Genomic DNA, 24955 nt, shown 5'->3' with positions numbered 1-24955 from the left:
CGGGATAGTCTCTCACGACTTCTGGGGGGCTTGGCAAGACCCATCCTGTTAGACAAAGCCTGCCGCCCTTGAGCCGCGTACGAAAAAGGCCGCAGTCCCAGGCGGAACTACGGCCTTGTTTCGTGGCACGCGGGCTATCTCAGCTTGTGTGCTGCTTCAGTTCGCGGCGGACGTCTGCCGGACGCATCGGCATGTGACGCAGGCGCACACCGACGGCGTTGAACAGCGCGTTGCCGATGGCGGGGGCGACGACCGTGACACCCGGTTCACCAAGGCCCGTGGGCTTTTCGGTGTTCTGGATGAACTCGATGTCGATGTCCGGCACATCGGGGATGCGCAGCGGGGTGTAGGTGTTGAGGTTGCGGTCCTTGATCGTGCCGTTGACGATCTCGGTGCCCTCGAACATGGCCATGCTGAGGCCCCAGAGCGCCGCACCTTCGGTCTGGGCGAGCGCGCCGCCCGGATCGACGATGGTTCCGGCATCAAGCACGAGCCAGAGCTTCTGGCAGGTGATGACGCCCGTCTTGCGATCGACATGGACCTGCGCCGCACCGGCTGTCCAGGTCGGCATGCCGCGCTCCTGACCGAAGCTGGTGGCGATGCCGATGCCCGTATCGGCCGGGAGCTGCTTGTTGGCGTAACCGATTTTGTCGGCCAGACGCTGGAGCACGGCAGCCTGACGCTTTGCGCCACCCACGGAGTTCGGAGCCTGACCCGCGTTACGGCCTTCAGCCGTGAACATGGACAGACGGAACGCCAGCGGATCCTGCTTTGTGGAATGAGCCAGCTCGTCGAGGAAGCATTCCAGAGCCCAGGGGGTCCAGCCTGCGCTGACCGAGCGCAGCCAGCCGGGACGGAAGGTTGCGTTGGCGAGGTCATTGCTGATGGCGCGGACGCGGGTCGGGCCGGTCTCGTACCAGTGATCCGCGCCAGCGATGGCGAACGGATCGTACTTCCGGCCGTCTTCGCCGGTGGCGAGGAAGGCAGGCGCCATGACCTGCGTCGGCCAGCCCGCGACCGCGACATAGTCCATGCCCACGATCTTCTTGCGGTCGTTGTCGAGCGCGACCTTGATCGTCTGGAGCGATGGCGAGCGGATGGAATCCAGCTCCATATCGTCGGAGCGGGTCAGGATCAGCTTGACCGGTGCGCCACCGATGGCTTTGGACGCGAGCGCTGCCGGGATGCAGTAATCGCCGTTCAGACGACGTCCGAAACCACCACCAAGCATATAGGTGCGCATGACGACCTGCTCTTCAGGGACCTGAAGGGCCTTGGCGAGCTGTGGCAGAATGAGGGACTGCCACTGGTTGCCGGTGTGGATTTCCCACATGCCGTCGATGTGACGGGCCACGGCATTGACCGGCTCAAGCTGGTAATGCGCGACGGAGGCACAGGTATAGCTGCGCTCAAAGACCTGACCGGGATGGATGGTCAGAGCCTCGTCCACGCCCTTGTCGTTGAAGACGCGGGTGCCGTTCTTCGGGTCAACGGTCAGCTTGCGGCCATGCTCGATGATGTCCGCTTCGGAGACGTTGATCGTCGGGCCGGGAGTCCACTGGACCTTCAGCGCGTCGGCGGCACGGATGGCGGCCGGATAGGTCTTGGCGAGCGCCACGACCCAGCCCGGAACGATGCCCGAGGGATCGTCCAGAACCACATAACGCTCATAGCCCGGGATTTTCTTCGCGGCGCTGTCGTCTACGGAGATGACTTTTGCGGCGTAACGGGTCGGCGGCATTTTCGGGCGGCCATAAAGCATCCCGTCGAGCTTGACATCGATGCCGTAGATCGCCTTGCCGGTCGTCTTGTCCGGAATGTCGAACGCCGGGACCTGCTTGCTGATCAGGCGGCGGTTCGTGACCGGCTTGAGCGGCAGTTTGCCCATTTCTTCAGGTGTGAAGGTCCGGGTCGGCTTGGCGCGGGTGACGATATCGCCGAACGAGATGCTCTTGCTGCCAGCCGAGACGACGCTTTCACTGACCGTACAACGCTCCGGCGTGGTCCCGAGGAGCTTTGCACCTTCCTCGACCATCACGCTGCGGGCTGCGGCACCGGCCTGACGGAACGTGTCCCAGGTATCCCAGACGGACCAGGAACCACCGGTGACATACTTGCCAGCCCATTTCGGGGCGGTGTCGACCTGCGTGATCTTGATCTTGTCCCAGTCGGCATCCATCTCGTCCGCGATGATGCGGGCGAGGGCGGTGCCGACGTGCTGGCCCATTTCGGCGCGGACAATGTTGACGTTGATCGAACCGTCAGGCGCGATGGCGCACCAGATGTTCGGCTCGAACGCGGCTTCCGGCGGCATGGCGGACGGCAGGGTCGTGGCGGCACCGGCCTTGCGGGCGAAACCGAACATCAGGCCCGAGCCCGCCGCCGTCATCAGGAAGTTGCGGCGGGAGAGGCGCGTGGCGTCGCTCTTTTTCGCAATCTGTTCGATTTTAGCCATTGTTGGCACCTTCCTGCTGCTTGGAAGCAGCGTCCTTGATGGCCTTGCGGATGCGGATATAGGTCATGCAGCGGCAGAGACTGCCACCCATCACGCCGTCAATCTCATCGTCCGTCGGGTTCGGATAGTCTTTCAGGAGGCTTGCGGCCTGCATGATCTGGCCGGACTGGCAGTAGCCGCACTGCGGCACCTGCTGGTCGCGCCAGGCAACCTGCACGACGTGGTTTCCGGCCGGGTCCAGACCTTCGATCGTCGTGACCGAAGCGCCTTCGACAGCGGAAAGCGGCGTGATGCAGGAACGTGTGGCACGGCCGCCGACATGGACGGTGCAGGCACCGCACTCGCCGATGCCGCAGCCGAACTTGGTGCCGGTCATGTTCAGGTCGTCACGGATGACCCAGAGCAGGGGGGTGTCTGCCGGGGCGTCGACCGTAACGGGCTGTCCGTTGAGTTCAAATTTCGTGGTCATGTCCTGTTTCCCAGTCCTGCCCGGATCAGTGCGAAGCGTTGATGGGCGGAGCTTCGAGCGTGGCGCGCGCGCTCGCGGCCTTCTTTTCCAGATCCGTCCAGGGGGGCAGCGTGGTGCGTGTGCGACGCAGATACGCGGCGATGCGGGCCATGTCATGATCGGACAGGCCGGAATAGAAGCTCGGCATCGAGATGTGGTCCTGACCTTCCTCCGCGGTGATGCCATGCAGCATGACCTGATAGAGGTTGTTCGGCTCATCCAGCCACAGCGCGTTGTTCAGACCCAGCTCCGGGCGACCCAGAACGGGGTTCGGACCAGAGTTGTAATGGCAGGCGCCACAGGCCCCCTGATACAGGCGCGCATCTTCATCGAGCGGCTGCGGACCCGTCAGGTCACGGCCGGACATCTGCATGGCGCGGGCAATCGCGGCCTGATCGCCACTGCTGCGCTGGGCAGCCTTGTCCACGTCCGCATAATAATGTGCGATCGCATGCACGTCTGCTTCGGGGATCTTCGACAGGAAGCGATGCGGGACGGGCGACATCGGGCCAGCAGCCGAACCGTGCAGCGGGGCCACGCCGAAGCGCAGGTACTGGAACAGCTCGTCTTCGGTCCACACAACCGGCGTCGGATTGTGGTCGTTCAGCGGCGGGGCGATCCAGCCGTCGATGACCGCACCATCATAGATGTTGCTCATCTTCTCGGCACCGAGAAGGTTACGCGGCGTATGGCAGGCGCCACAATGCTCGTTGCCTTCGGCAAGGTACGCGCCGCGGTTCCACTGTGCGTCATGCTTGGGGTCGTTCTGGTAACGGCCCGGCGTGAAGAACAGCAGTTTCCAGAAGCCCTGACCGGTCAGACGGATGTTGATCGGGAAGGGGACCGTGTTGTCGCGCGGCTTCATGTGCACGGCGGGCTGCGTCATCAGATACGCATACAGGTCCGACACGTCCTGATCGCTGACCTTTGTGAAATGGTCGAACGGAAAGGCCGGGTAGAGCTGGGAGCCGTCGCGGGCGATACCTTTGTTCATGGCGCGCTTGAACGCAGCCAGCGACCAGTTGCCGATTCCCCATTCTTCGTCCGGCGTGATGTTGGACGAATAGATGTTGCCGAAGGGGGTGGCCATCTTGAAGTCACCGGCCAGTTCAGGGCCGGGGGTGCCATCCACGCGGGTATGACATTCCGCACAGTATCCACCGGACGCGACAATGGCGCCACGGCTGATGGCGTCTGCGGAGAATGACGATGCGGCTGGCCGCTGGATCGGGGCGATGGCGGGGTACCAGGCATAGGCAAGAAAGCCGATGCCTCCCACTGCGCCAAGGCCAATGACGGCGGCAGCTATCCGTTTGAGCATGCTTGAACTGTCCCGGCAGTGTTGAAATCATTTGCCACAAAAGGTGGCTGTTGCGTGCAACCTAGGGCACGGAGCCGTGAAAGGGAAGATTGCGTTATCTCAAAACCGTGTGTTTCTTAAAATAAATGCAATTACCGTCATGAAAATAACACAGGTTTCCGGAGATCTGCGCGTTAATCCGGGAGCATTTCGGTCCGGATTGTAGTATTTCCAAGGCTCGACTTTGTTGGTTTGCAGTCAGGATATTAATGGCGTTGTTCGGGAGTCTGTTACATTGTCTCTCCTGACAAGTATGTGTCGAAGTGAATATTATGACACCGGGTGCCAAAAATACCCTATGCTTCTGACGGACTTTCAGAGTCGGTTCCAGACGTAAACTCCGCGCTGTTATGGGCTTGCGGCGGGTTCTGGTGGCAGAAGAAAGCATGGCTTATGCTCTTCTCGCGGTGGATCTGTCTGCCGTATCTGCCGAGAGGAACCGCCATTTCCGCCCGTCCTGCCCTGATCCGGTCCCTTGCGTTGGCGGGTGTTATCCTCAGTGTGCTGTGCGCGCTCTGCCTCGGGCGTTATCCACTGTCGCCGCTGCGCGTGGCTGGTGTGTTCGGGTCTCTGCTGCATCTGCGTTCTGGAAGTGACAGCGTGGCGCAGGTTGTCGTCATGCAGGCGCGGTTGCCCCGTATTCTGGCAGCGCTTCTGGTCGGGAGCGCGCTCTCCTGCGGAGGAGCGACCTATCAGGCGGTGTTCCGCAATCCGCTGGTTTCTCCGGATCTGCTCGGGGTTCTGAGTGGGGCAGCTTTCGGAGCGGCGCTTAGCATTGTCAGCGGCGGTTCGGCGGTCGTGGTGCAGATGGGGGCGTTTGGCGGGGGTTTGCTGGCAGTCGGGACCGGGCTTCTCATCAGCAGGACACTGCCCGGCGGCGGTATCCTGACCCTGTTGCTGGGCGGGTTGATTGGGAACGCGGTCTTCACGGCATTATTGTCTTTAGTGAAATATGTGGCCGATCCGATGGATCAGCTCCCGGCTATTGTAAACTGGCTTCTGGGCAGTCTGGCACCGAGCGGGTGGCAGGAACTGGCCTGGATGTCGGGGCCTCTTATCATTCTGACGGTGGCGCTGGTTCTGTGTGCGCCCGTGTTGGATGTGCTGTCACTTGGAGATGACGAGGCGCGTAGCCTAGGTGTGTCAGTGCGGGTCATGCGTCCGGCGTTGATCGTGCTGGCGACGCTGGCCTGTGCGATGACGATCTCGATGGCGGGAATCATTGGCTGGATCGGGCTTCTGGTGCCCCATGTGGCGCGGCTTCTGGCCGGTGCGGAGCATCGGAACATGATGCCGCTCACTGCGCTGCTGGGGGCTAGCGGGCTGGTGCTTGCTGATACCTGCGCGCGCAGTCTGACGGCCGGGGAAGTCCCACTCGGGATCGTTACGCAGCTGTTCGGGGCAGTGGCGTTCGTGCTGGTGCTGCGGCGTCTGCGGGGTGGGGTGGCATGACGCTTCTGTCATGCCGAAAGCTGGGGTTTCGCCAGCCCCGGAGCGAAGAGTTTGTGCTGGAAGGCATCGATCTCTCGCTGGAGAAGGGGGAGCTGGTCGGGCTGCTGGGGCTTAACGGCGCGGGTAAGAGCACACTACTACGGCTTTTGATGGGATTTTTGACGCCCTCAACGGGTGAGATCCTATTGAATGGGCGATCTCTTCAGGCGTGGTCGGCCTCCGCCATCGCACGGCATCTGGCCTACGTGCCGCAAAGTCATGTCGCGACGTTTCCCTATACGGTGCGGCGGATGGTGGAGCTGGGGCGCGTGCCTTATTCCGGGCTGATGGGGCGTCTGGCTTCCGAAGACCGGATGGCGGTGGATGCTGCGCTGGAGCGGATGGGGCTGGAACGCTTTGCCAGCCGTCCGGTCACGGAACTCTCGGGCGGTGAGCGTCAGCGGGTCGTTCTGGCGCGAGCTATCGCGCAGGACGCGCAGGGGCTGTTGCTCGATGAGCCGATGACCGGGCTGGATTACGGGTATCAGTTGAGGCTGATGGCGCTGCTTGCGGATCTTGCGCGGGAAGGCCGGCTTGTTATGCTCACCTCGCACCGGCCGGAAGAGCTGTATGTCCGCGCCAGCCGGGTCCTGGTCCTCGATCACGGACGCATTGAAGCGGACGGGCCACCACGGGATGTTGTGACGGCGCAACGGATGTCAGCGCTTTACGGGGTGCCTCTGATCCAGACAGACTATGCCGGAAACCGCTTTTTCCATCATGGAAGGGACGAAAAATGATACTGGGAATGGCGTTGGTACGGAAGCTGAAACGGCTTTCGGCCCTGACTGTGTTTGTTACGACACTGGCTGTCTCGCTTCCCGGTCCTGCGGCCCATGCGGCGCCGCCTGCGCGGATCGTAGAAGGCTGGTACGCGCATAATGCGACGCTCATCATGCTGGGTGCGCAGGATCGGATCGTGGGGACCGTGGCACGTCCGGCGATGTTGCCCTGGATGTTCCGGCTGGTGCCGTCTCTGGCAAGGGCCGAAACGCTGGATCCCGGCAATCTGAATGCGGAAGAGCTTCTGGCGCTGCATCCTGATCTGGTCTTCGTCACGACCTCGGGTCATGCCGCTGATGCGTTGACGCGGGCGGGGCTGAATGTGGCCCCGGAAGGGTTCGACCGTTTTGATTCGATGCTGGACTGCGTGGACGGAACCGCGACCCTGCTCCAGACGCCGCTGGCGGCGAAGCGGGCGCAGGCCTATCGCTCGGCGTTCCTGCAGGTCATTTCGCAGGCACCGACCAATCCCAATGGACCGCATGTGCTGCATGTTGAGTCTGTCAAACCGCTTCGGGTGGATGGCGATGACAGCATTATCGACCAGTGGATCCGCAGCGCGGGTGGGCAGAATGCGGCGCAGGGTGTTCATGGCAACAAGCAGCCGGTCTCCATCGAGCAGGTACTGGCCTGGAATCCGGACATTCTCATCATCGGAGCCAATGCGGGCGATCCCGCGGCCCTGAAGCAGGACCCGGTCTGGTCGAAACTCAAGGCCGTGCAGTCCGGGCGGGTCTATCGCAATCCTGCAGGGCTTTTCCCGTGGGACCGCTACGGGCCGGAACTGCTGCTTCAGGTCGTCTGGGCGCGGCAGATTGTCCAGACCGGGCAGGTGGACGTACCGGCGATGATCCACTCGATCCGGTCTTTCTATCATGACTTCTATGGTATTGCGCTGTCTGCTGGCGATGCGCAGCGTATGCTTGATGCACTCCCTCCCGTTTCCGATACGCACTGAACGCCAGACCCTCGGCCAGATCAAGGACACTCCTGAATGATGCAGACAGCTTCACCCCGTCGCCGTATTGCCACCTGCAGGACGTTTGGTGCAGTGGGGCTGTTTCTGGCAGGGAGTGTGCTTGCCGGGGTTGTGGATGGTGTGGCCCGGGCGGAAGACAATCTGCTTCCCGTGCCGCAGACTGTCTCGGTATCCAATGGTGTGGCGTCGATCGGCGGTGGAATTCAGATAGTATGGGACACGCGGTCCTCTCCTCTGCTGCAACGGGCAGTGGCGCGTTTTACCACCCGTCTGACTGCGATCGCCGGGCCTGCGGGGCGTGACAGGCCATATGTGCTGCATATCTCAGCGGGGCAGGACCGGTCCTATCTGAGTGTAAATGAAAAAGAGCGTTATGCGCTCACGACTACGGCCAGGGATGCGCGTCTCGAAGCGGACGGCCCTGCAGGCGTGATCCACGGACTGGCGACAATGCTTCAGCTTGTTCGCCCTACCCCGGCGGGCGCCGTCGTTGAGCGCATCCATATCGAGGATGCACCCCGTTTTGCCTGGCGGGGGCTGCTGATGGACGTGTCGCGGCATTTCGATACGGTCGAGACCGTAGAGCGGCAGCTTGATGCGATGGAACTGGTCAAGCTCAACGTCCTGCACTGGCATCTGAGTGACGGGGCGGGCTTCCGCGTTGAGAGCAGGATGTTCCCGAAGCTTCAGACGATGGCGTCTCATGGTCAGTATTATACGCAGGACCAGGTCCGCGCTGTGGTGGCTTATGCTGCCGATCGTGGCATCCGGGTTGTGCCTGAATTCGATGTACCGGGCCACGGACTGGCGATCCTTCAGGCTTATCCGGAACTGGCCGCGCAGCCCCTGCCGGACTTGGGCACCAAGGGGCTGAACCTCAACAATGCCGCACTGGACCCGACCAATCCACTGACCCTGCGCTTCGTACGGGTCCTGTATGGAGAGATGGGGGGGCTGTTTCCGGACCGGTATGTTCATGCCGGTGGTGATGAAGTCGTGGCTTCGCAGTGGACGAAGAACCCTGCCATTGCAGCCTATATGAAGGCTCATGGTTTTGAGACGGCCGCGGCCCTTCAGGCAGCCTTCACTGCGGAAGTTGCGAAAATCATCGCAGCACAGGGGCATGTCATGATGGGCTGGGATGAGGTGAGCGAGGCACCGATCCCGAAGAATGTGGTTGTTGAAACCTGGCGTGGGTCCAAATGGGTCGGGTCTGCAACGCGGGAGGGGCATCCGGTTGTGGTGTCTTCCGGATATTATCTGGACCTTCTGCGCCCGTCTGCCACGCATTATGCAGTCGATCCGCTGGATATCCGGGCGGATGGAACGACCCCTGAGCAGCTCGCGAAATACCCGCCGAAGCACCCCGAATTTTCAGTGCCCTTTGAACTGGATGAGCAGGCGCCTCCGCTGGATGACGGGCAGAAGGCGCTGGTAATGGGGGCGGAAGGGACACTCTGGGCTGAAATGGTGTCTGAAGAGATGCTGGATGCCCGGCTCTGGCCGCGCATGGCGGCTTTGGCGGAGCGGTTCTGGTCGCCACAGGATGTACGCGATGTTCCCGATCTGGAGCGGCGTCTGCCAGAGGTGATGGTGGAACTTGAGGCGACCGGACTTCAGGCGACGCAGCATCAGGAAGCATTGCGTCAGGCCATGGCACCGGGCCATGCGGAGCCATTGAAAATCCTGACGGAAGTGACCGTTCCGGTCCGGAATTATGCGCTCAATCATCTTGCAGCCCCTTCGGGTGAGGCAATGCTTTCAACGCCTGTCGCGGTGGCAGATCCGGATGCGTTTGTCGCGCTCTGCTTCAATGCGATGGCGCAGCGCTATGTTCATGGCGAAACCGGGCTTGCTGTGCCTCTGAAGCAGATGCTGCAGCGCTGGGCTGACAATGATGCAGCGTTTGTGGCGAGTGCGAAAAACGTACCGGCTTTTGAGGCCGTTGTCCCGGTTTCTCATGCCGTAGGGCTGTTATCGCGTGCAGGGCTGAGTGTCCTGAACGGGCGGGAAGGCACGGCGTGGCGGATGGATGCGAACCGCACGTTGCAGGAACAGGAGCAGGCTGTCGAAGCTTCTATCGACACTCTGGCCTCACGCCACAATCCACAGCCGCCGGGTGGTCTGCTGATCGCGATTCTTCCGGGAATTCAAGCGCTTCTGACGGGTGGGACGACTGACGCGCAATGAGCTGACCGCTTATTGCGCCCGGGGGATGGATTTTCGAAGCGCGGCGGGGGAGAAGGGGGAATGACACGTTTTCCGATCCTTCTCCTCGATTATGATGGCACGCTGGCGGAAACGCAGCCGGCCATTCTGCGCAGCCTGAAAGAGGCGTTCGGCGCCGTTGGCGTAACAGCCCCTCCCACGGATGTTCTCAGGCAGGAACTGACGCGGGGCGGGACGCTCCAGACACTGTTTCAGGCCATCGTGCCTGAGAGTGACGAGCAGGATGCCGCGGCTTTCGTCCGGCAGTATCGAGCGTCCTACCCGGCGGCGGACGACGAAGAGACGGTGCTGTTCGATGGTGTGGTGGAGACTCTTGCCGCACTGAAAGAGCAAGGGAAAATCCTGGCCATCCTCAGCAACAAGCACGCGCCCACAGTGTGTGCGAGCATTGCGCGGTTTGGTCTGACATCGTTTTTCACCGGGGTCGTGGCGTCGGAACCGAATTTTCCGCACAAGCCTGACCCGCGTGTAATGGACGAGCGCATTGTGCCGCTTTTCCCGAAACAGCCGCGCTCGGCATTCCTGATGGTGGGCGATACCGTGGCGGATCTCCAGTTTGCCCGCAATGCCGGGATTGCGTCTTGCTGGGCCAGCTATGGGCACGGCTCATCCAGCCAGTGCGTGGCACTGGATCCGGCTATCCGGATTGATTCCTTCGGAGAACTACTGACAACTCTTCGGGACTGAAAACGTCCCGGAGTACAGAGTCAGGCTGCGGGGCCGACGCTGCCTCGCAGAACCAGTTCGGTTTCCAGAATGACATTTTCGCTGCCGACGGCAGCATTCAGCAGGCGAACAGCTTCCATGCCCTTGCGCTCGTGGGGCTGACGCACCGTGCTCAGATCCGCACGTTCGGCGGCTGGAATGTCGTCAAAGCCGAAGATCGAGACATCCTGCGGGATGTTGAGGTCCAGGGCACGAATGGTCTTCATGGCGCCGATGGCTACGCGGTCGCTCATCGCAAGGATGGCGGTCGGGCGCTGGGCGCGGTTGAGAAGATGGCGGACGCCTTCGGCACCCATTTCTTCGGAATTAATCGGGATTTCCCAGGCTGGGACGTCTTCCGGCGCGATCTTGGCTTCCCGCAGGGCCAGCATGTAGCCCTCGAGGCGCATGGCAATGGTGCTGTGGGCAATGTTGGCACGGCGCTTGGCAGTCAGAGGGCCGAAATAGCCGTCATGGGCCGTTTTAAGCGAGAGGATGCCGAAATGACGGTGCCCAAGGTCGAGCAGGGTCTTGGCAGCACGGTATGCTGAACCGCGATCATCAATCCCGACATAGGGCACGCCGTCGAGGCGGGGCTGATCCACCACCACAAGGGGGACATTGCGTTGCTGGGCCATCAGGACGCAGCGGCTGTCCGGGGCGACGGAATAGAGAATGTATCCGTCCACGGCGGCATTGCCGAGGGAGACGGGGGCTGCACGGTTGCGCAGGTTGCTGCCCGCGGAAATCATGGCCAGATCGGTTTCCAGCTCATCGCAGGACCGGGCAACGCCGTTCAGGACGCTGAGGATGGCAGGGTCTGTGAAGGCGTAAGGCAGGTCTTCGCTGAAGAGAAAACCCAGTGCGCCGGCCCGACCGGTGGCGAGCTGCTTGGCGGCAGGATCGGGGCCAGTATATCCGAGCTCCTGGGCTGCAGCGAGAATCTTTTCGCGCAGGGCGGCTGAAAGCTGGCCGGGGCGGATATAGGCGTTCGATACCGTTGTATGGGAGACGCCGACCTGCGCTGCCACGTCCTTGAGGGTTACTTTGCGGCGGTCGTGCTGTCGGGTCATGGTTTCGGTCTGTCCAGTAACGACACCAGACCCGTCATGTCAGATCCTGACGCTCGCAGTATGGTGTCAGTGTTCTTTAGAAAATCACTGGAAACATCATACCCATTCTGCCGGACATAAACCAGTCACGGGCGCGGGAGGATTTACGAAAACAGAAAATTTCCTATCCTCAGCCTAACCTGATGCAATGAGTGGCCTTTCGGGCGCCTCGGTCAGAAGATCAGCCCTGTTTCGGCTTCGGTGCGGGCGCTGACTTGGGCTTTGGCACGGGTGTGAACATTGCGCGGCACTTTGGCGAGAGCTGGTCGATTTTCTTTTTCATGCAGGCCGTAATCTTGGCCTCGTTGGGGATCGCCAGCGTACACAGCCGGATGGCATCGCCCTGGCAGGCCTGCTTCTGTTCTTCGCGGGTGGCTGCGGAGGCGCCCTGTGCCAGTGCAAATGTCAGGCCAGTCAGGGCGATAAAATAACGGATCATGTGTTTTCTCCTTACCCTAAGGTAAGCGTATGGGGCTTTTTGCAGTTTCAGTCTGAAACAACTTTATCGCAATTGGAATTATGATCTCCTATTCAATAAGGACCGGATAATTCCTGATTGAGAACTGTCAGGGGTGAAGAATACGGGCAAATCTCGCTGAAGCGGCGGGGCCGGGTGCAGTATCCGTGCTGGCTGCCGGAGAGGGAAGCTCGGGCGGAAGTGCACCGGGTTGCAGGCTCATCAGCAGGGCGCGCGCGCGCCGGGCATCGGCCGTATCGGCCCAGCAGTAATGAATGGCACGGGATTCGCGCTGGGATTCGATCAATCCGGCACGCCTGAGGGCGCCGAGGTGCTGACTCAGTGTGGGCTGGCCGATACCGGTCATGGTCTCGATCTCGCTGACGGCATGGGTGCTGTCGAGCAGGGCCGAGAGGATCATGAGGCGCTGCGGCTGGGCGAGGATGCGCAGCCATTCCGCCAGTTCACGACTTTTCTCCAGAGGAAGCAGGACGGTCATGAGCGCTCCCGCGTCATCGGCTGAAAGAACCACCTTGCTCCGGCTTTTTCCACGGCCGCCTGTGTCTGGAGCGGGGGTGCGATGGTGCGCTGACCAGGCTGCCAGCTTTCAGGGGTGAGAGCGCCGGCGCGGTCCACTTCCTGAAGGGCGCAGAGCAGGCGAAGGAGCTCGGGGACGGAGCGCCCGACCGTAGCCGGATAGTTCAGAATGGCCCGGATAGTGCCTGTGGGATCGATCATGAAGACCGAGCGCACGGTGGCGCTGTCCTGTGCGGCGCAGTCGAGCATGCCATAGGCGCGGGCGACGGCGAGGGACGGGTCTTCGATGATGGGGAAGGGGATATGCACGTCAAACTGTGTATGGATGGCATCCACCCAGGCGAGATGGGCGGGGAGGCTGTCCGCCGAAATGCCGAGCAATGCGCAGTCCCGCTGCTGGAATTCTTCCGCACTGCGGGCCAGGGCGATGAACTCGCTGGTGCAGACGGGTGTGAAATCGGCCGGATGGGCGAAGAGCAGCACCCAGTGTCCACGCAGGGCGCTCATGATGAATTCACCATGTGTGGTCCGGGCGCTGAAATCAGGAGCACGGTCACCGATGCGCAGGGACGGAAGGGGGGACTCAGCGGGAGAGGATACGTTCATGATCCGGTTCCAAAAGCATCAGGGCGCTTGACATGCAACACTTACAATATTAACTTAACAGTTAATGAAAGTGTCGTAAAGGCATCCACAGCCAGAAGGTGAACGCCATGCATGATGCAGCAATCCAGGCCGCAACCGGCCAGATCCGGCGAACCGAGGAAGGCGCGGCTCCTGTTCCCGTAGTCTGTACGTTTTTCGACGAAGCGACGAACACCGCCACTCACGTTGTCCATTGCCCTGTCACGAAGCGCGCGGCCGTCATTGACAGTGTGCTCGACTACGACGCCGCTGCCGGGCGAACGTCACATGGTTCGGCGCAGGCCATTGTTGATTATGTAGAGCGCGAAGGTCTGACTGTTGACTGGCAGCTTGAGACGCATGCCCATGCCGATCATCTGTCCGCGGCCCCTTGGCTGCAGGAACGTATTGGCGGGAAGCTCGGGATCGGGGCGGATATCATCCGGGTCCAGGCGGTGTTCGGCAAGATTTTCAATGCCGGGACGCGGTTCGCCCGGGACGGGTCACAGTTCGATCATCTGTTCACGGATGGCGAGACGTTCCGGATCGGAGATCTTCCCGTGACGGTGCTGCATGTTCCGGGTCATACGCCCGCCGACATGGCGTTCGTGATTGGCAACGCGGCCTTTGTGGGCGACACGATTTTCATGCCGGATTTTGGCACGGCGCGGGCAGACTTCCCGGGCGGTGATCCACGGCAGCTTTTCCGCTCTATCCGCAGGCTGCTGTCACTGCCGGTCGAGACGCGACTTTTCCTGTGTCATGACTACAAGGCGCCGGGCCGGGACGAGTATGTCTGGCTGACGACGGTCGGCCATGAACGCGGCTACAACATTCATGTTCATGACGGGGTGAGCGAAGAGGAGTTCGTGCAGATGCGCACGGCCCGCGATGCCACTCTGGCGATGCCGCGCCTGCTGATGCCGTCCGTGCAGGTCAATATGCGCGGGGGACATCTGCCCGAGCCCGAAGCTGATGGCGTGAGCTACATCAAGATCCCCGTCAACCGCGTCTGAATTCTGATCGCCTGGCACGGTTGTGCCTCTATTTTCGATATTTTCCGTTTCTGGAGTTTCCATGCCAACCCGTCATCTGACCGACAGCTATGCCGTTTCTCCCCAGATCGCCGTGCAGGATATTGCGGATCTGAAGACAGAGGGTTTCCGCACGATCCTGTGCTTCCGCCCTGATGGGGAAGCTCCGGACCAGCCGGAAATGCAGGTTATTGAAGTGGCCGCGAAAGAGGCAGGGCTGGCATTTGCCGCGATCCCGGTGAAAGCCGGGACGGTGCCGAGCGATGCTCAGATCGCCCGGACGCGTCAGATTCTGGCGACGCTTCCGGGGCCGGTCGTGGGTTATTGCCGTTCCGGGACGCGGGCAGGGCAGATCTGGGCCCTTGCGGAGGCGGGCAAGCGCCCGGCCGCGGAGATCTTTGCCGCGACGGACAAGGCCGGGGTGGATATCAGCGGGATTCGGGCGCGGATCGAGCGTGTTGCGGCACCTGCGGCGACGCCGCGCAAAGATGCGGCTCATTTTCAGGTTCTGATCATCGGAGGCGGCGCAGGTGGCCTGTCGGCTGCGGGGAGTCTGCTCAAGCGCAACAAAAATCTGTCGATCGGCGTGGTCGAGCCGTCGAACGAGCATTTCTACCAGCCGGGCTGGACGCTTGTAGGCGGGGGCATTTTTCAGGCAGCCCAGACACGCCGCAAGGAAGCGGATGTCATGCCAAAGGACGTCGTCTGGGTGCGTCAGGCAGCCAAACTGTTCCGGCCGGACGTGCGGGAAGTGGTTCTGACGGATGGCACGGTTGTTTCCTATGATGCGCTGATCGTGGCTACGGGCATTACCCTGAACTGGGATGCCATTCCGGGTCTGGTGGAGACGCTGGGCAGAAACGGTGTGACGTCGAACTACCGCTTCGATCTGGCGCCCTATACCTGGCAGCTCGTGCAGCAGCTCAAGGGTGGGACGGCAATCTTCACGCAGCCACCCATGCCGATCAAATGTGCGGGGGCGCCGCAGAAGGCTGTGTATCTGTCGTGTGATGCGTGGAAGCGCCGGGGCGTGCTGGACAGCATTTCGGTCGAGTTCGACACCGCCACACCGGGGCTGTTCGGCGTGAAGGAATTCGTGCCGCCCCTGATGGAGTACATCAAGCGCTACCACGTCGGGCTGCACACCGGATCGAAGCTCGTGGCTGTGGACGGCCCGAACCGTACGGCGACCTTCGAGCGCAAGGTTGGCGAAGGCGTGGAGTGGGTCGAGCGCAAGTTCGACATGCTGCATGTCGTGCCACCGCAGAGCGCGCCGCAGGTGATCCGCGAAAGCGCACTGGCGGGTTCGGACGGGTTCGTTGAGGTCAATCCGGCGACGTTGCAGCATGTTCGTTTTCCGGATGTGTTCGGCATCGGGGACGTGATTGGCACGTCCTGTGCCAAGACGGCTGCGGCTGCGCGCGTGCAGGCGCCTGTAGTGGCGACCAATGTGCTGGCGTTCCTGAAGAACCAGGCGCCGGTTTCGGAATATGAGGGCTATGGTGCCTGTCCGCTGACGGTGGAAAACGGACGCATTGTGCTGGCCGAGTTCAGCTATGGCGGGAAGCTCGCGCCCACGATGCCAAAATGGCTGCTCAACGGCCAGAAGCCGACGCGTCTGGCCTGGTGGCTCAAAAAATACGTCATGCCGCTGATGTATTGGGACGGGATGCTCAAGGGGCGTGAAATCATGGTGGCCCCCAAGCCTCTGAATGCGAAGAAGGGCGGCTGAACGGATCGTGCATATTGCGCTTGAACTGGCCTGCGGTGTTCTGATCGGTTTTACGCTTGGACTGATCGGCGGCGGCGGCTCCATTCTGGCCGTGCCTCTGATGGTCTATGTCGTAGGCGTGACGAACGCCCATGTCGCTATCGGAACAAGCGCAATGGCGGTGGCCGTCAACGCTCTGGCCGGACTGGTGAGCCATGCGCGCGCCGGGACAGTCAAATGGAAATGCGCGTGTATTTTCGCTCCCTGCGGTGTGGCAGGGGCGCTTATTGGCGCGGCGTTCGGCAAGGCCGTGAATGGCGAGAAACTGTTGCTGTGCTTTGCGCTTCTGATGGTCGTTGTCGGTGTGCTGATGCTGCGCGGGCGCCGGAACAAGGGCGAAGCAGGGGCCGCCTGTAACCGTCAGAACATGCCGCGCGTCATGATGGCCGGGGCCGGGACGGGCGTGCTGTCCGGGTTTTTCGGAATCGGCGGCGGGTTTCTGATCGTGCCAGCGCTGATTGCCTGCACACGGATGCCCATTCTCAATGCAGTCGGGACGTCACTGGTGGCCGTTGCCGCGCTGGGGGCGAGCACGGCGTTGAGCTACATGCTCTCGGGCTATGTGGACTGGGTGATGGGCGCGCTGTTCGTGGCAGGCGGGGTGGTCGGCAGTTTTCTGGGCACCCGTGCGGCGAAGCGTCTTTCGGGTTCCGGTCCAGCGCTGACGACGTTCTTTGCCTGCGTGATCTTCGCAGTTGCGGCCTACATGATCTGGAAAAGCCTTGCGGCCCTGTGAAGGGCGTCAGTCGAGGCCGAAATTCGGGAATATCGTGAAGCAGACCATCGAGAAATAGAACATGACCGCCAGCAGGATGTGACACATATAAAGCGGCGCGATCATGGCGCCCCGACGACGGAAGAAGGCCATCAGAACACCGAAGCCCGCGATAGCGACGGCAAGCACGACGTTTAGCATAAGGCGGCTGTCACCATTGCTCAGGGCAAAGAGCAGAAAGACTGCACCCACGATGGCCGATCCGACGTGCAGAGGCGTGAGGAAGCTCAGGGGGCGTTTGTAACGGGCTGCAAAAATTGCGAGCCAGATGCCCATCATCACTGTGAGAGTGAAGCATCCCGTTGAAGCGTATAGCATCTGTAATCCACCCTGTTCCTGATGTCTCTGCGCATAATCATGAACCCTGGACCGGAATATTCGGAAGACCAGGCTGTTTTGAGATCTTGCAGAGAACGCTGCTCCGACTGCGTGTTTACTCCAGAACGGCTTTTCAAACCAGATGTTCCCAAGGCGTTGTCATTCCTGATCGCGGAACGGGCGTGAAAAAATTACCACGCCAGGGTATGCGGATTTTCAAGGTTTCCTTTCTGTTTCGATATGACATACTGATGATACAGAACAGGATGGGGAGTATACGAAGGGATGGATCTGGGAGCACGCCTGCGTTTTGTCCGAACGGCCAGGAACCTGTCCCAGCGTGAGCTGGCCAAGCGGACCGGTGTGACCAATTCCACCATTTCCCTGATTGAATCCGGCGATATGAACCCTTCCGTTGGAACGCTCAAACGTGTGCTCGATGGAATTCCCGTAACACTCGGAGAGTTTTTCAGCATTGCGCCCGAAGGGAGCGAGAAAATCTTTTACCGGGCTGCTGAACTGATGACGTTCGAGCAGGGAGGGGTGACATTCCGGCAGGTAGGAGCGCCGTCGTTCGGCAGGAGTCTCCAGATCCTTCGTGAAACCTATGCTTCCGGCGCAGATACGGGATCTGCGGTCTATGCCCATGAGGGTGAGGAAGGCGGGTTTGTTCTGCACGGTCGTGTGGAAATCACGGTTGGAGAACGGTGTGAGGTTCTGGGGCCGGGAGACGCCTATCATTTTGACAGTCGCCAGCCGCATCGTTTCCGCTGTGTCAGCCCCGATGGTTGCGAAATCATCAGCGCCTGTACCCCACCGACCTTCTGAGTCTTTTCATTTCAAACGTTTCGGGCGGTCAAAAGAACGGGAGCAATGAGTTTTCCTGTCTGGAATGGCGTTGTATCCGCTGGCAAGCCTGTCCGTTGTGCGGTCTGGGACGGCTTGGCCCAGGGGAGAGCCACGGACATGCGAGACCGTCCGTATCCTGAACGTCATGAAGTGGTCCAAGCGGTCTTCGGCTCTTTTTGGAAGAGACTGGGCGTGGGGATGATGACCTGCGTCCTGGTGCTGAACAGCTCGGGAATGGCAGGGACCGTGACGCGGACGCGGAATATCTGTCCAATTCAGAAGACGAATTTACAGATCCGGACGACCACGCTCGCAGCGGCGGTGGCGGAGCTGGCGCGGAAAACGAAGTGCCCTGTTCTAATGGATGATCTTCTGTTGCAGGGGGGAAGCAGTACTGCCGTCAGGGGATTTTATACGCCCCGCGAAGCGCTGATCCGGCTGCTGGGAAATGCCGAGCTGGATGTGATCGAGACGGTTCAGGGGCTTGCTGTCATGCCGCTGACTTACCGGGCAGCGCATCGGATGGATGACGCGTCCCGAATGTAAGTCAGGGCAGTGGGTTCAGCGGCGGGATTTCCAGACGCGGCGTTGCAACAGAAAAGTCAGGAGTGCCATCAGGGCGAGATAGGCAAGCACATAAAAGCCCATCCTTCTGCGCTCGCCCTGATGGGGGTGCGCGACCCAGCTCAGGAAGGCAGAAACATCGCTGGCCATCTGGGTCGTGGTTGCGGGTGGGCCGTCGGGGTATGTCAGCAGGCCGTCCTGAAGAGGCGGAGGCATGCCGATATGCTTCCATTTCATCGCGGTGTTGTAGTAGCGGCCATCGTCGAGCTTCATGCCCTCGGGTGCGGGAGCATAGGAGAGGAGAATTCGCCGGATCTCGTCTGCGCCTCCGGGCAACGTCAGGGCCAGTCGGGACAGGTCTGGCGGGAGAAGACCATGATTGGCCAGACGTGCCACGGCCTCGTTCGGATAGGGGGCCAGAATGGGATCGGATGGTGTGGCATGACGGGTTTTCGGATCGCCATTATCGTCAACGCCGTCGGGCAGGGTCTCGTCCGCGGCCCATTTTCGGATGCTGTCGGCGGGAAGGCCGAGGCCAGCCAGATCGCCAAATGTGACGTGCTCCATGCCGTGACAGGCACTGCAGACCTGCTGAAACACGACGAGGCCGCGCTGGGCAGGTGTGGTGCTGGCTGAGGCGTAAGCTGGCGCACCTGCGAGGGCTGCGGCGAGGAGCACGGTTCTGATCCGGGGCGTCATGACGGGATCTCCCGTTCAGAGGTGAGCGGTATGACGAGCAGGAAATGGATGAACCACCAGGCCATCGCTACGCGACTGACGACCAGCCATGTCTCGGTAGGCGGTTGCATACCGGCGATGCCCAGCAGGACGAAGGATGCGAAGGCGAAGGGCAGTGAAAAGCGTACCAGCGGGCGCTGCGTTGCCACGCGGACCGTAGAGCGGTCCAGCCAGGGCAGCGCGAACAGGACGGCGAGGCTCCCTGCCGCGAAAGTGAGGCCTCCGAGGCGGGAGGGCACCGCGCGGAGGATTGCGTAAAACGGAGCGAAATACCATTCCGGCCGGATGTCGCGCGGGGTGATGAGCGGGTTGGCCTGAACATAGTTGTCAGCGAGCGTCAGCAGGGACGGGAGGAAAAAGACCAGCCCTGCATAGACCATCAGGAACAGGCAGAGCGCGAAGCCGTCCCGGCTGGTGTAATAGGGGTGGAACGGCAGGGTCTGGCCTGGGCTTGTAGGATCGATGCCGGACGGGTTGTTCGATTTCACGACATGCAGGGCTGCGACATGCAGCGCGATGGTGCCGAGGATGGCGAAAGCCATCGTGAAATGCAGTACGAACAGGCGGTGCAGGGCAATGTTACCCAGATTTTCGCCGCCCAGCAGGAGTTCGGAGACCGGTCTGCCGATCAGGGGAACGGCGCGTACGGCATTCAGAACCACAGTAGCGCCCCAGTAGGACATCTGCCCCCAGGGCAGGACATAACCTGCGAAGGCCGTAACCATGATCATGAGCATCAGGCCGAGGCCGGTGAGCCAGAGCAGTTCACGCGGGGCCTTGTAGGAGCCGTACCACAGACTGCGGCCGATATGGATGTAGAGGCAGCCGAACAGCATGGTGACGCCGCCCATGTGCAGGCTGCGCAGGAACCAGCCTGAGGGGATATGCCGGTCAATGGCTTCGACGCTGGCGAAGGCCTGCGTGATGTCGGGCGTATAGTTGATCGCAAGGAACAGGCCGCTGGCGATCATGAAGGCCATCGTCACGATCAGGAAGGCGCCAAAGCTCCACAGGGCGTTGAGATTGCGGGGCATCGGGAAGGCGACATATTCGCGTCGCAGGACGCTCATGATCGGGAAACGCTGTTCAAGCCAGCCGGGTGTTTGGGGGGGCGAAGACATGCGGTCCGCTCTCAGATCTGCTGAATGTCGGACATGCTGAAGCCCGGATCACCGGCACTATGGCCGATGCGGATTTTCGTGTCGGAGAGAAAGGTTACGGGCGGGACGGGCAGGTTGTATGGCGCGGGCGCACGCTGGACGACGCGGCCTGCAGCGTCGAAATGCGAGCCATGGCAGGGGCAGAAATAGCCGCCCTTCGCTTCCGGTGCCGAGCCGGGTTTTTCGAAAGTCGGGACGCAGCCGAGATGGGTGCAGATGCCAACCAGAACGCCGTAATCCGGGCGGACCGAGCGGTGCCAGTTCGTGGCATCCTTTGGTTGCTGGAGAATTTTCGAGTCTGCGTCGCGCAGGGTGGCGATATGGGCCGGGGCCTGAAGGGCTGCAAGCATCTGTGGTGTGCGGCGCTGGATAAAGACGGGCCAGTCCTGCCACTGCACGGTCATGCCCTGTCCGGGAGCGAGGGTGGACAGATCGACTTCCAGAGTGTTGTCGGACAGGGACGTGATGGCGGTATTCTTCAGACTGTTGAGGAAAGGGACAGCCAGGGCACAGGCGCCTGCACAGCCGAGCGCCAGAGTTCCTGTAGCCAGAAGGTCGCGCCGTTTCGTGCTGTCCGGGAAAGGGGGCGTGTCGCTCTGGGGCATGCGGAACCTTTGCCGACTGCGCCGGGCATCCGGCAGGAAAGATGCTGGCAGAATAGGCGCGTTTGAGCTTTCGAGAAAGGCGGCCCCGGTAGCTTTTGAGGAAAGTGACGGCTACTGTTTTCCAGACCGTTACGGCGATGCACATTCGGGGAGGCTTCGGGCCATGACATTAAGACACCGCTTCGGGATCATGCTGGTGACGCTTCTGGGCGTCGGGCCGCTCATGGTGTCTTCGGGCATGGCAGCGGATGGGGGGGCGTTGTATCGCGGGAAATGCGCGATGTGTCATGGCCCTGCGGGAGCAGGGCGTCCGGGGACTTTTCCACCGCTTGCAGGCCGCGTTGGCCTGCTTGTGGGCAACTCGGATGGCAAGGCCTATCTGGCGGCGGTTCTACTGAATGGGTTGCATGGCCCGATCACGGTGGAAGGGCAGTCTTACAAGGGATATATGCCATCGTTCCGGGCCTTGTCCGATGACGATATCGCGGCCGTGCTGGCATATGCGGCGAGTTTGGGGAGTGGTGGAACGTCTGCGGGAATCTCTGCCCAGGATGTGGCGCCTATGCGCGGTACGCCGCTGGATGTGACGGCAGTCCAGGCGAAAAGGGCGGCACTTCAGGCCAGCCATGTGATCCCCTGATGGAAAACGGACATCTTTTGATACCAAACAAACGCAAATGCGTCTTGTAACGGCGGGTCCATATCTGAATAGCTGCGTTCATTCAGGGATGATGCCAGCCGGTAAAATGGCCAGAGAGGGGAACGATCATGTCACAGACCGTAGTGACGCATACTTTACCGCTAAAGTCAGTTCATGTTCCCGCTCGGGACCGGACGATCACTCGTGCTCCGGGGCGGCCCGTCAATCTGCGACTGAAAGACAATATTCTTGCGGCCATCGCGCTGGTTCTGGTGCAGGAGGGCTATCAGGGCCTGACCATCAGTCGCGTGGCTAAGGCTGCAGGCGTCTCGACTGCCACGGTCTATCGGCGCTGGCCCACGAAACAGGCGATGTTCTTCGATGCCATCCGCCTGTGGCGCGACGATCTGACACCGCAGATCGATACGGGCAGTTTTGCGGGTGATGTGGATGAACTGATTGCCGCGCGCATCCGCTTCCTCGCCACGCCGCTTGGCCGGACTTACGGAACCCTGCTGGGTGAGGCGGTGCATGACCCCGAATTCGGTCAGGTGCTGTGGGAAGTGAGCGTGGTGCCGGCGCGCGCGCAGATGGCCCTTTTCCTTGAGCGCGCAAGCCAGCGCGGTGAGAAGGTTTTTTGCCAGCACGCTGACACGGTTCTGGACATGCTCCTCAGCACGATCCACTTCCGCGCCATGAACATGCTGGGGCGCGAGCCCATGGATGCGCAGAGCAATCTTCAGGAAATCCAGTCACTGGCACGGTGCCTGATTTCCTGCTGATCGCTCAGGTGCCCCTCAGAAACCGTATGAAACGCGGCCGCCGATGAAGCGCGGCGGGCCGGGAATGTAGAAATAGGTCGTCGTCGCCATGCCGCCGCTTTCGAAAAAGCTGCGGTTGAGCAGGTTGGATGCGTAGATCGTGGCTTCCCATTTCCCCGATGAGGGGCGCAGGGTCGCGTGGGCGCCGAGCAGGAAATATGGCGGCAGGCGATAGAAGCCGGTGCCGCCAACGGCGATGGCCTGACTGCCGCGATACGACCAGTCCGGCCCAATATCGAAGCCAAGTCCCGGTGTGAGCGCCTGCCGCCACTCGGCCTGACCGTTCAGGGTTAGTTTGGGCTGACCGTTATCCACCCCAGCAAAATTGCTGTTCACGGCCTGCCAGACGCCTGTCTTGGCATAGGCCGCGTTGGTGGCGGCCCGGTTGACGTTCAGGAAGTCCTGATAATTTCCCCGCTGCCAGCCGATATTCTGCGTCACGAAGACATGGCGCACCGGGTGAAGTTCGATCGTGCCTTCAAAGCCCCAGCTTTCGGATTTGGGGACGTTTGTAATCTCGCTAAGCGGACCATAATTCGGGATCAGCACGGTGCCCACGACCTGCTGGTTGTGGAAATCATTATAGAACGCCGCCCCGTTGAGGCGCAGGACGTTGGGGATCGGGTCGCTCTTGAAGCCGAGTTCGTAGGTCAGCACCGTCTCGGGGCCGAACGGGTCGAGCTGGGCCTGGATCTGGGTGTTGTTGGCGCTGAAGCCGCCGGGTTTGAAGCCCTTGCTCATCTTGTAATAGACGAGCGTGCTCTTCGTCGCCTGCCAAGACACGCCGACTTGCCCCGCAAACTGCGCCGAAGCCGTACTTTCACCCTGGAAGGATGTGGTCTTGCCGCCGAAGATTTCTGACGTGAGGCCGGGCAGGCTTCGGTCGTCGATCTCGTGCAGCAAGCCCGCGAACAGCGTCACGTTATGCGGCAGGCGATAGCTGACATGGCCGAATTCGGACGTGCTTTCCTGATTCATGGTGAAAGACGTGGCCATCATGTAACCGCGCGCCGCATAGTCGGTATAGTCGAAGAAGAAGCGCTGTTTCATGCGGCTGCGCTGGTAGAACGCGCCGACGACCCATTGCAGGCGGCTGTCGGAATTGCTCGATCCCAGACGCAGTTCCTGCGTGAAAGCATTGGCGCTGATGGTGCGGTAGGTATCCGCTTCAGAGCGTGAGGTGCCGTCCTGATCGGTGTATTCGCCCTGCCGCTCGGTCTCGAAAGCCGTGACGGACGTGACTTTCGCAAATCCGAAATCATGGTCCATGTGCAGATCCCAGCCCCAGAACTGGTTGTGCTCGCTGGGTTTGAGGCCTTCGGGACGTCCGATCAAGTTGGCGAACTGCGGGCGGGAGGACCATTCGGCCTGCGTCTGACCGAGCTGGGGCAGGCCGGTCGTGCCGATCAGCCGATGGATGGCCTGACTGGTAACGACCTGACTGTTGTCCTGCACGAAATGGCCGGAGAGCAGGATCGTGGTGCGGTTGTCATCCGAGTGCCAGCGCAGCTTGCCGCGCAGGGCATAGGAATCCGCATCTCCGAGATGGGCACCGTTCTGCGGATCGGTCTGCCAGCCGCCACCCTGACGGATCTGTCCGGCGAGACGGAAATCCAGACCTTTGGCGATTGGGCCGGAGATATAGGCCTCGCTTCGGCTGCGGGCGTAGGAGGCGATGTCCTGACTGGCGCTGTAATGCAGGGTGCTGGTTGGGTCGGCGGTGCGCAGGCGGACTTCGCCGCCGGTGTCGGACTGCCCGTGCGTGGTGCCAACGGGGCCGGGGGTAACGGTGGCATCCGCCAGATCGAACATCAGGCCGCTCGACATGGTCGAGAACGCGAAGGGTACGTCATCGAAATAGGTCATGACGGTGGGGATGTTGTTCATCGTGAAGTCGTTGAAGCCGACGCCACGCAGATAGAAATTGGTCGAGGCCGTTCCGTTGATGGACTGGATCGTCAGGTTGGGGGCTACACGCTCCAGATCGCGCAGCGTTACGACGCCGCGCTGGATCAGGCGGTCTGCGGTCAGGCGGGTATCGGCATCGGGGCTGTGCTGGGCTGCGGCGAAGGCGAAGTCCGTGCGGCGGGCGGTGACGGCGATTGTCTCGGTGTCACGGGCCTGAATGGACTGCGGTGGGGCTTTGCGGGGAGAAGCCTTCGCAGAGGCAGGACGGGAGCTCGCAGGCTGGCGCGCGCCAGCCTTATCCATCGCAGGCTTTGCCTTCTCCGGCGGGGCCGCGAGAGCAAAGGATGGGCCAAGGAGACTGGCGCTCAGGAGAAGGGCCTTGCGAAGCGTCATGGAAAGGGCAGGTTTCCTGAAAAGGGGAGTATCAGCGTGGGTAGCCTGCCTGAAAAAGGACAGGAAAGCCCGAAAAATCAGGGTGCTTATATGGCACTCGTGCAACAGCGCCAACGCTCGATGCACGAGGACGGCCAGG

General features: G+C 61.3%; 24 protein-coding genes. 12 read left to right on the top strand and 12 right to left on the bottom strand.

Annotated features, from left to right (window positions below; genetic code table 11):
• Positions 1 to 139: 139 nt before the first annotated feature.
• Genes JK202_RS00415 through JK202_RS00405 form a run of 3 tightly spaced genes read right to left on the bottom strand, consistent with a single transcriptional unit; the run spans position 140 to position 4284 of the window.
• On the bottom strand, positions 140 to 2455 hold the full coding sequence (locus JK202_RS00415; protein WP_211556977.1) for a xanthine dehydrogenase family protein molybdopterin-binding subunit: 2316 nt from the start codon (positions 2453 to 2455) through the stop codon (positions 140 to 142).
• Complete coding sequence (locus JK202_RS00410; RefSeq protein ID WP_211556975.1) at positions 2448 to 2924, bottom strand: (2Fe-2S)-binding protein; 477 nt, start codon at positions 2922 to 2924, stop codon at positions 2448 to 2450. Before JK202_RS00410 ends, JK202_RS00415 begins: the two co-directional genes overlap by 8 nt.
• 25 nt (positions 2925 to 2949) lie before the next feature.
• On the bottom strand, positions 2950 to 4284 hold the full coding sequence (locus JK202_RS00405) for a cytochrome c (protein WP_211556973.1): 1335 nt from the start codon (positions 4282 to 4284) through the stop codon (positions 2950 to 2952).
• A gap of 432 nt (positions 4285 to 4716) precedes the next feature.
• On the opposite strand from JK202_RS00405, the gene JK202_RS00400 reads away from it, so the two are divergent.
• From JK202_RS00400 to JK202_RS00380, 5 genes are read left to right on the top strand one after another with little or no spacing between them, the layout of a single operon-like run.
• A complete protein-coding gene (locus JK202_RS00400) occupies positions 4717 to 5775 on the top strand; it encodes an iron ABC transporter permease (protein WP_211556968.1) in 1059 nt (352 codons plus the stop codon).
• A complete protein-coding gene (locus JK202_RS00395) occupies positions 5772 to 6554 on the top strand; it encodes an ABC transporter ATP-binding protein (protein ID WP_211556966.1) in 783 nt (260 codons plus the stop codon). The genes JK202_RS00400 and JK202_RS00395 overlap by 4 nt, the downstream gene beginning before the upstream one ends.
• Positions 6555 to 6562: 8 nt before the next feature.
• On the top strand, positions 6563 to 7555 hold the full coding sequence (locus JK202_RS00390; protein WP_211556965.1) for an ABC transporter substrate-binding protein: 993 nt from the start codon (positions 6563 to 6565) through the stop codon (positions 7553 to 7555).
• A gap of 36 nt (positions 7556 to 7591) precedes the next feature.
• On the top strand, positions 7592 to 9766 hold the full coding sequence (locus tag JK202_RS00385) for a family 20 glycosylhydrolase (protein ID WP_249199484.1): 2175 nt from the start codon (positions 7592 to 7594) through the stop codon (positions 9764 to 9766).
• Positions 9767 to 9826: 60 nt separating this feature from the next.
• Positions 9827 to 10492 (top strand): HAD family hydrolase, encoded by a 666-nt coding sequence (locus JK202_RS00380; RefSeq protein ID WP_211556963.1) that lies wholly within the window; start codon positions 9827 to 9829, stop codon positions 10490 to 10492.
• Positions 10493 to 10512: 20 nt separating this feature from the next.
• On the opposite strand, the gene JK202_RS00375 is transcribed toward JK202_RS00380, so the two are convergent.
• The 4 genes from JK202_RS00375 to JK202_RS00360 all read right to left on the bottom strand — a co-directional run bounded on the left by JK202_RS00375 (position 10513) and on the right by JK202_RS00360 (position 13222).
• Positions 10513 to 11583: a LacI family DNA-binding transcriptional regulator gene (locus tag JK202_RS00375; protein ID WP_211556960.1), complete on the bottom strand. Its 1071-nt coding sequence runs from the start codon at positions 11581 to 11583 to the stop codon at positions 10513 to 10515.
• Between the two features lie 220 nt (positions 11584 to 11803).
• Positions 11804 to 12061, bottom strand: coding sequence for a hypothetical protein (locus tag JK202_RS00370; protein WP_211556958.1), 258 nt, complete (start codon positions 12059 to 12061; stop codon positions 11804 to 11806).
• Between the two features lie 127 nt (positions 12062 to 12188).
• A complete protein-coding gene (locus JK202_RS00365; RefSeq protein ID WP_211556957.1) occupies positions 12189 to 12578 on the bottom strand; it encodes a helix-turn-helix transcriptional regulator in 390 nt (129 codons plus the stop codon).
• Entirely contained in the window at positions 12575 to 13222 is a 648-nt protein-coding gene (locus JK202_RS00360) for a peroxiredoxin (protein WP_211556954.1), read from the bottom strand. The genes JK202_RS00365 and JK202_RS00360 overlap by 4 nt, the downstream gene beginning before the upstream one ends.
• Before the next feature lie 107 nt (positions 13223 to 13329).
• Between JK202_RS00360 and JK202_RS00355 the strand changes: the two genes are divergently transcribed.
• From JK202_RS00355 to JK202_RS00345, 3 genes are all read left to right on the top strand, one after another.
• On the top strand, positions 13330 to 14256 hold the full coding sequence (locus JK202_RS00355) for an MBL fold metallo-hydrolase (protein WP_211556953.1): 927 nt from the start codon (positions 13330 to 13332) through the stop codon (positions 14254 to 14256).
• A 61-nt stretch (positions 14257 to 14317) separates the two neighbouring features.
• Positions 14318 to 16006, top strand: coding sequence for a bifunctional protein tyrosine phosphatase family protein/NAD(P)/FAD-dependent oxidoreductase (locus tag JK202_RS00350; RefSeq protein ID WP_211556951.1), 1689 nt, complete (start codon positions 14318 to 14320; stop codon positions 16004 to 16006).
• Positions 15987 to 16781: a sulfite exporter TauE/SafE family protein gene (locus JK202_RS00345; protein WP_211556949.1), complete on the top strand. Its 795-nt coding sequence runs from the start codon at positions 15987 to 15989 to the stop codon at positions 16779 to 16781. The genes JK202_RS00350 and JK202_RS00345 overlap by 20 nt, the downstream gene beginning before the upstream one ends.
• Before the next feature lie 6 nt (positions 16782 to 16787).
• On the opposite strand, the gene JK202_RS00340 is transcribed toward JK202_RS00345, so the two are convergent.
• Positions 16788 to 17138, bottom strand: coding sequence for a hypothetical protein (locus tag JK202_RS00340; protein WP_211556945.1), 351 nt, complete (start codon positions 17136 to 17138; stop codon positions 16788 to 16790).
• A gap of 285 nt (positions 17139 to 17423) precedes the next feature.
• Here JK202_RS00340 and JK202_RS00335 point away from each other — a divergent pair, with 285 nt between their 5' ends.
• A complete protein-coding gene (locus JK202_RS00335) occupies positions 17424 to 17966 on the top strand; it encodes a cupin domain-containing protein (RefSeq protein ID WP_211556944.1) in 543 nt (180 codons plus the stop codon).
• Between the two features lie 219 nt (positions 17967 to 18185).
• Complete coding sequence (locus JK202_RS00330) at positions 18186 to 18533, top strand: STN domain-containing protein (protein WP_211556943.1); 348 nt, start codon at positions 18186 to 18188, stop codon at positions 18531 to 18533.
• Positions 18534 to 18548: 15 nt separating this feature from the next.
• On the opposite strand, the gene JK202_RS00325 is transcribed toward JK202_RS00330, so the two are convergent.
• Genes JK202_RS00325 through petA form a run of 3 tightly spaced genes read right to left on the bottom strand, consistent with a single transcriptional unit; the run spans position 18549 to position 21054 of the window.
• Positions 18549 to 19250, bottom strand: a complete 702-nt coding sequence (locus JK202_RS00325; protein ID WP_211556942.1) for a cytochrome c1 — start codon at positions 19248 to 19250, stop codon at positions 18549 to 18551.
• Positions 19247 to 20410 carry a cytochrome b N-terminal domain-containing protein gene (locus JK202_RS00320; RefSeq protein ID WP_211556941.1) on the bottom strand — a complete coding sequence of 388 codons (1164 nt, stop codon included), beginning with the start codon at positions 20408 to 20410 and terminating at the stop codon, positions 19247 to 19249. The genes JK202_RS00325 and JK202_RS00320 overlap by 4 nt, the downstream gene beginning before the upstream one ends.
• Positions 20411 to 20421: 11 nt before the next feature.
• The gene (gene petA, locus JK202_RS00315) at positions 20422 to 21054 is read right to left on the bottom strand and encodes a ubiquinol-cytochrome c reductase iron-sulfur subunit (RefSeq protein ID WP_211556939.1); all 633 of its coding nucleotides are present in this window, start codon (positions 21052 to 21054) and stop codon (positions 20422 to 20424) included.
• 163 nt (positions 21055 to 21217) lie between these two features.
• On the opposite strand from petA, the gene JK202_RS00310 reads away from it, so the two are divergent.
• Together JK202_RS00310 and JK202_RS00305 are read left to right on the top strand one after the other, a co-directional pair.
• Entirely contained in the window at positions 21218 to 21694 is a 477-nt protein-coding gene (locus tag JK202_RS00310; RefSeq protein ID WP_249199483.1) for a cytochrome c, read from the top strand.
• Between the two features lie 128 nt (positions 21695 to 21822).
• Positions 21823 to 22476, top strand: coding sequence for a TetR/AcrR family transcriptional regulator (locus JK202_RS00305; RefSeq protein WP_211556936.1), 654 nt, complete (start codon positions 21823 to 21825; stop codon positions 22474 to 22476).
• A gap of 15 nt (positions 22477 to 22491) precedes the next feature.
• Here JK202_RS00305 and JK202_RS00300 read toward each other — a convergent pair whose 3' ends face one another.
• Complete coding sequence (locus tag JK202_RS00300) at positions 22492 to 24816, bottom strand: TonB-dependent receptor domain-containing protein (RefSeq protein ID WP_211556934.1); 2325 nt, start codon at positions 24814 to 24816, stop codon at positions 22492 to 22494.
• Positions 24817 to 24955: the final 139 nt, after the last annotated feature.

The organism is Gluconobacter sp. Dm-62 (assembly GCF_018256155.1).
Classification (GTDB): Bacteria; Pseudomonadota; Alphaproteobacteria; order Acetobacterales; family Acetobacteraceae; genus Gluconobacter.
The sequence above is the reverse complement of the archived record's forward strand: the minus strand, read 5'-3'. Positions and strand labels throughout refer to the sequence as shown.

What these genes read in the sequence shown, in the direction of transcription:
- JK202_RS00415 (WP_211556977.1), bottom strand. Translation starts at nt 2,455, where the DNA reads ATGGCTAAAATCGAACAGATTGCGAAAAAGAGCGACGCCACGCGCCTC.
- JK202_RS00410 (WP_211556975.1), bottom strand. Translation starts at nt 2,924, where the DNA reads ATGACCACGAAATTTGAACTCAACGGACAGCCCGTTACGGTCGACGCC.
- JK202_RS00405 (WP_211556973.1), bottom strand. Translation starts at nt 4,284, where the DNA reads ATGCTCAAACGGATAGCTGCCGCCGTCATTGGCCTTGGCGCAGTGGGA.
- JK202_RS00400 (WP_211556968.1), top strand. Translation starts at nt 4,717, where the DNA reads ATGCTCTTCTCGCGGTGGATCTGTCTGCCGTATCTGCCGAGAGGAACC.
- JK202_RS00395 (WP_211556966.1), top strand. Translation starts at nt 5,772, where the DNA reads ATGACGCTTCTGTCATGCCGAAAGCTGGGGTTTCGCCAGCCCCGGAGC.
- JK202_RS00390 (WP_211556965.1), top strand. Translation starts at nt 6,563, where the DNA reads ATGGCGTTGGTACGGAAGCTGAAACGGCTTTCGGCCCTGACTGTGTTT.
- JK202_RS00385 (WP_249199484.1), top strand. Translation starts at nt 7,592, where the DNA reads ATGATGCAGACAGCTTCACCCCGTCGCCGTATTGCCACCTGCAGGACG.
- JK202_RS00380 (WP_211556963.1), top strand. Translation starts at nt 9,827, where the DNA reads ATGACACGTTTTCCGATCCTTCTCCTCGATTATGATGGCACGCTGGCG.
- JK202_RS00375 (WP_211556960.1), bottom strand. Translation starts at nt 11,583, where the DNA reads ATGACCCGACAGCACGACCGCCGCAAAGTAACCCTCAAGGACGTGGCA.
- JK202_RS00370 (WP_211556958.1), bottom strand. Translation starts at nt 12,061, where the DNA reads ATGATCCGTTATTTTATCGCCCTGACTGGCCTGACATTTGCACTGGCA.
- JK202_RS00365 (WP_211556957.1), bottom strand. Translation starts at nt 12,578, where the DNA reads ATGACCGTCCTGCTTCCTCTGGAGAAAAGTCGTGAACTGGCGGAATGG.
- JK202_RS00360 (WP_211556954.1), bottom strand. Translation starts at nt 13,222, where the DNA reads ATGAACGTATCCTCTCCCGCTGAGTCCCCCCTTCCGTCCCTGCGCATC.
- JK202_RS00355 (WP_211556953.1), top strand. Translation starts at nt 13,330, where the DNA reads ATGCATGATGCAGCAATCCAGGCCGCAACCGGCCAGATCCGGCGAACC.
- JK202_RS00350 (WP_211556951.1), top strand. Translation starts at nt 14,318, where the DNA reads ATGCCAACCCGTCATCTGACCGACAGCTATGCCGTTTCTCCCCAGATC.
- JK202_RS00345 (WP_211556949.1), top strand. Translation starts at nt 15,987, where the DNA reads ATGCGAAGAAGGGCGGCTGAACGGATCGTGCATATTGCGCTTGAACTG.
- JK202_RS00340 (WP_211556945.1), bottom strand. Translation starts at nt 17,138, where the DNA reads ATGCTATACGCTTCAACGGGATGCTTCACTCTCACAGTGATGATGGGC.
- JK202_RS00335 (WP_211556944.1), top strand. Translation starts at nt 17,424, where the DNA reads ATGGATCTGGGAGCACGCCTGCGTTTTGTCCGAACGGCCAGGAACCTG.
- JK202_RS00330 (WP_211556943.1), top strand. Translation starts at nt 18,186, where the DNA reads ATGATGACCTGCGTCCTGGTGCTGAACAGCTCGGGAATGGCAGGGACC.
- JK202_RS00325 (WP_211556942.1), bottom strand. Translation starts at nt 19,250, where the DNA reads ATGACGCCCCGGATCAGAACCGTGCTCCTCGCCGCAGCCCTCGCAGGT.
- JK202_RS00320 (WP_211556941.1), bottom strand. Translation starts at nt 20,410, where the DNA reads ATGTCTTCGCCCCCCCAAACACCCGGCTGGCTTGAACAGCGTTTCCCG.
- petA (WP_211556939.1), bottom strand. Translation starts at nt 21,054, where the DNA reads ATGCCCCAGAGCGACACGCCCCCTTTCCCGGACAGCACGAAACGGCGC.
- JK202_RS00310 (WP_249199483.1), top strand. Translation starts at nt 21,218, where the DNA reads ATGACATTAAGACACCGCTTCGGGATCATGCTGGTGACGCTTCTGGGC.
- JK202_RS00305 (WP_211556936.1), top strand. Translation starts at nt 21,823, where the DNA reads ATGTCACAGACCGTAGTGACGCATACTTTACCGCTAAAGTCAGTTCAT.
- JK202_RS00300 (WP_211556934.1), bottom strand. Translation starts at nt 24,816, where the DNA reads ATGACGCTTCGCAAGGCCCTTCTCCTGAGCGCCAGTCTCCTTGGCCCA.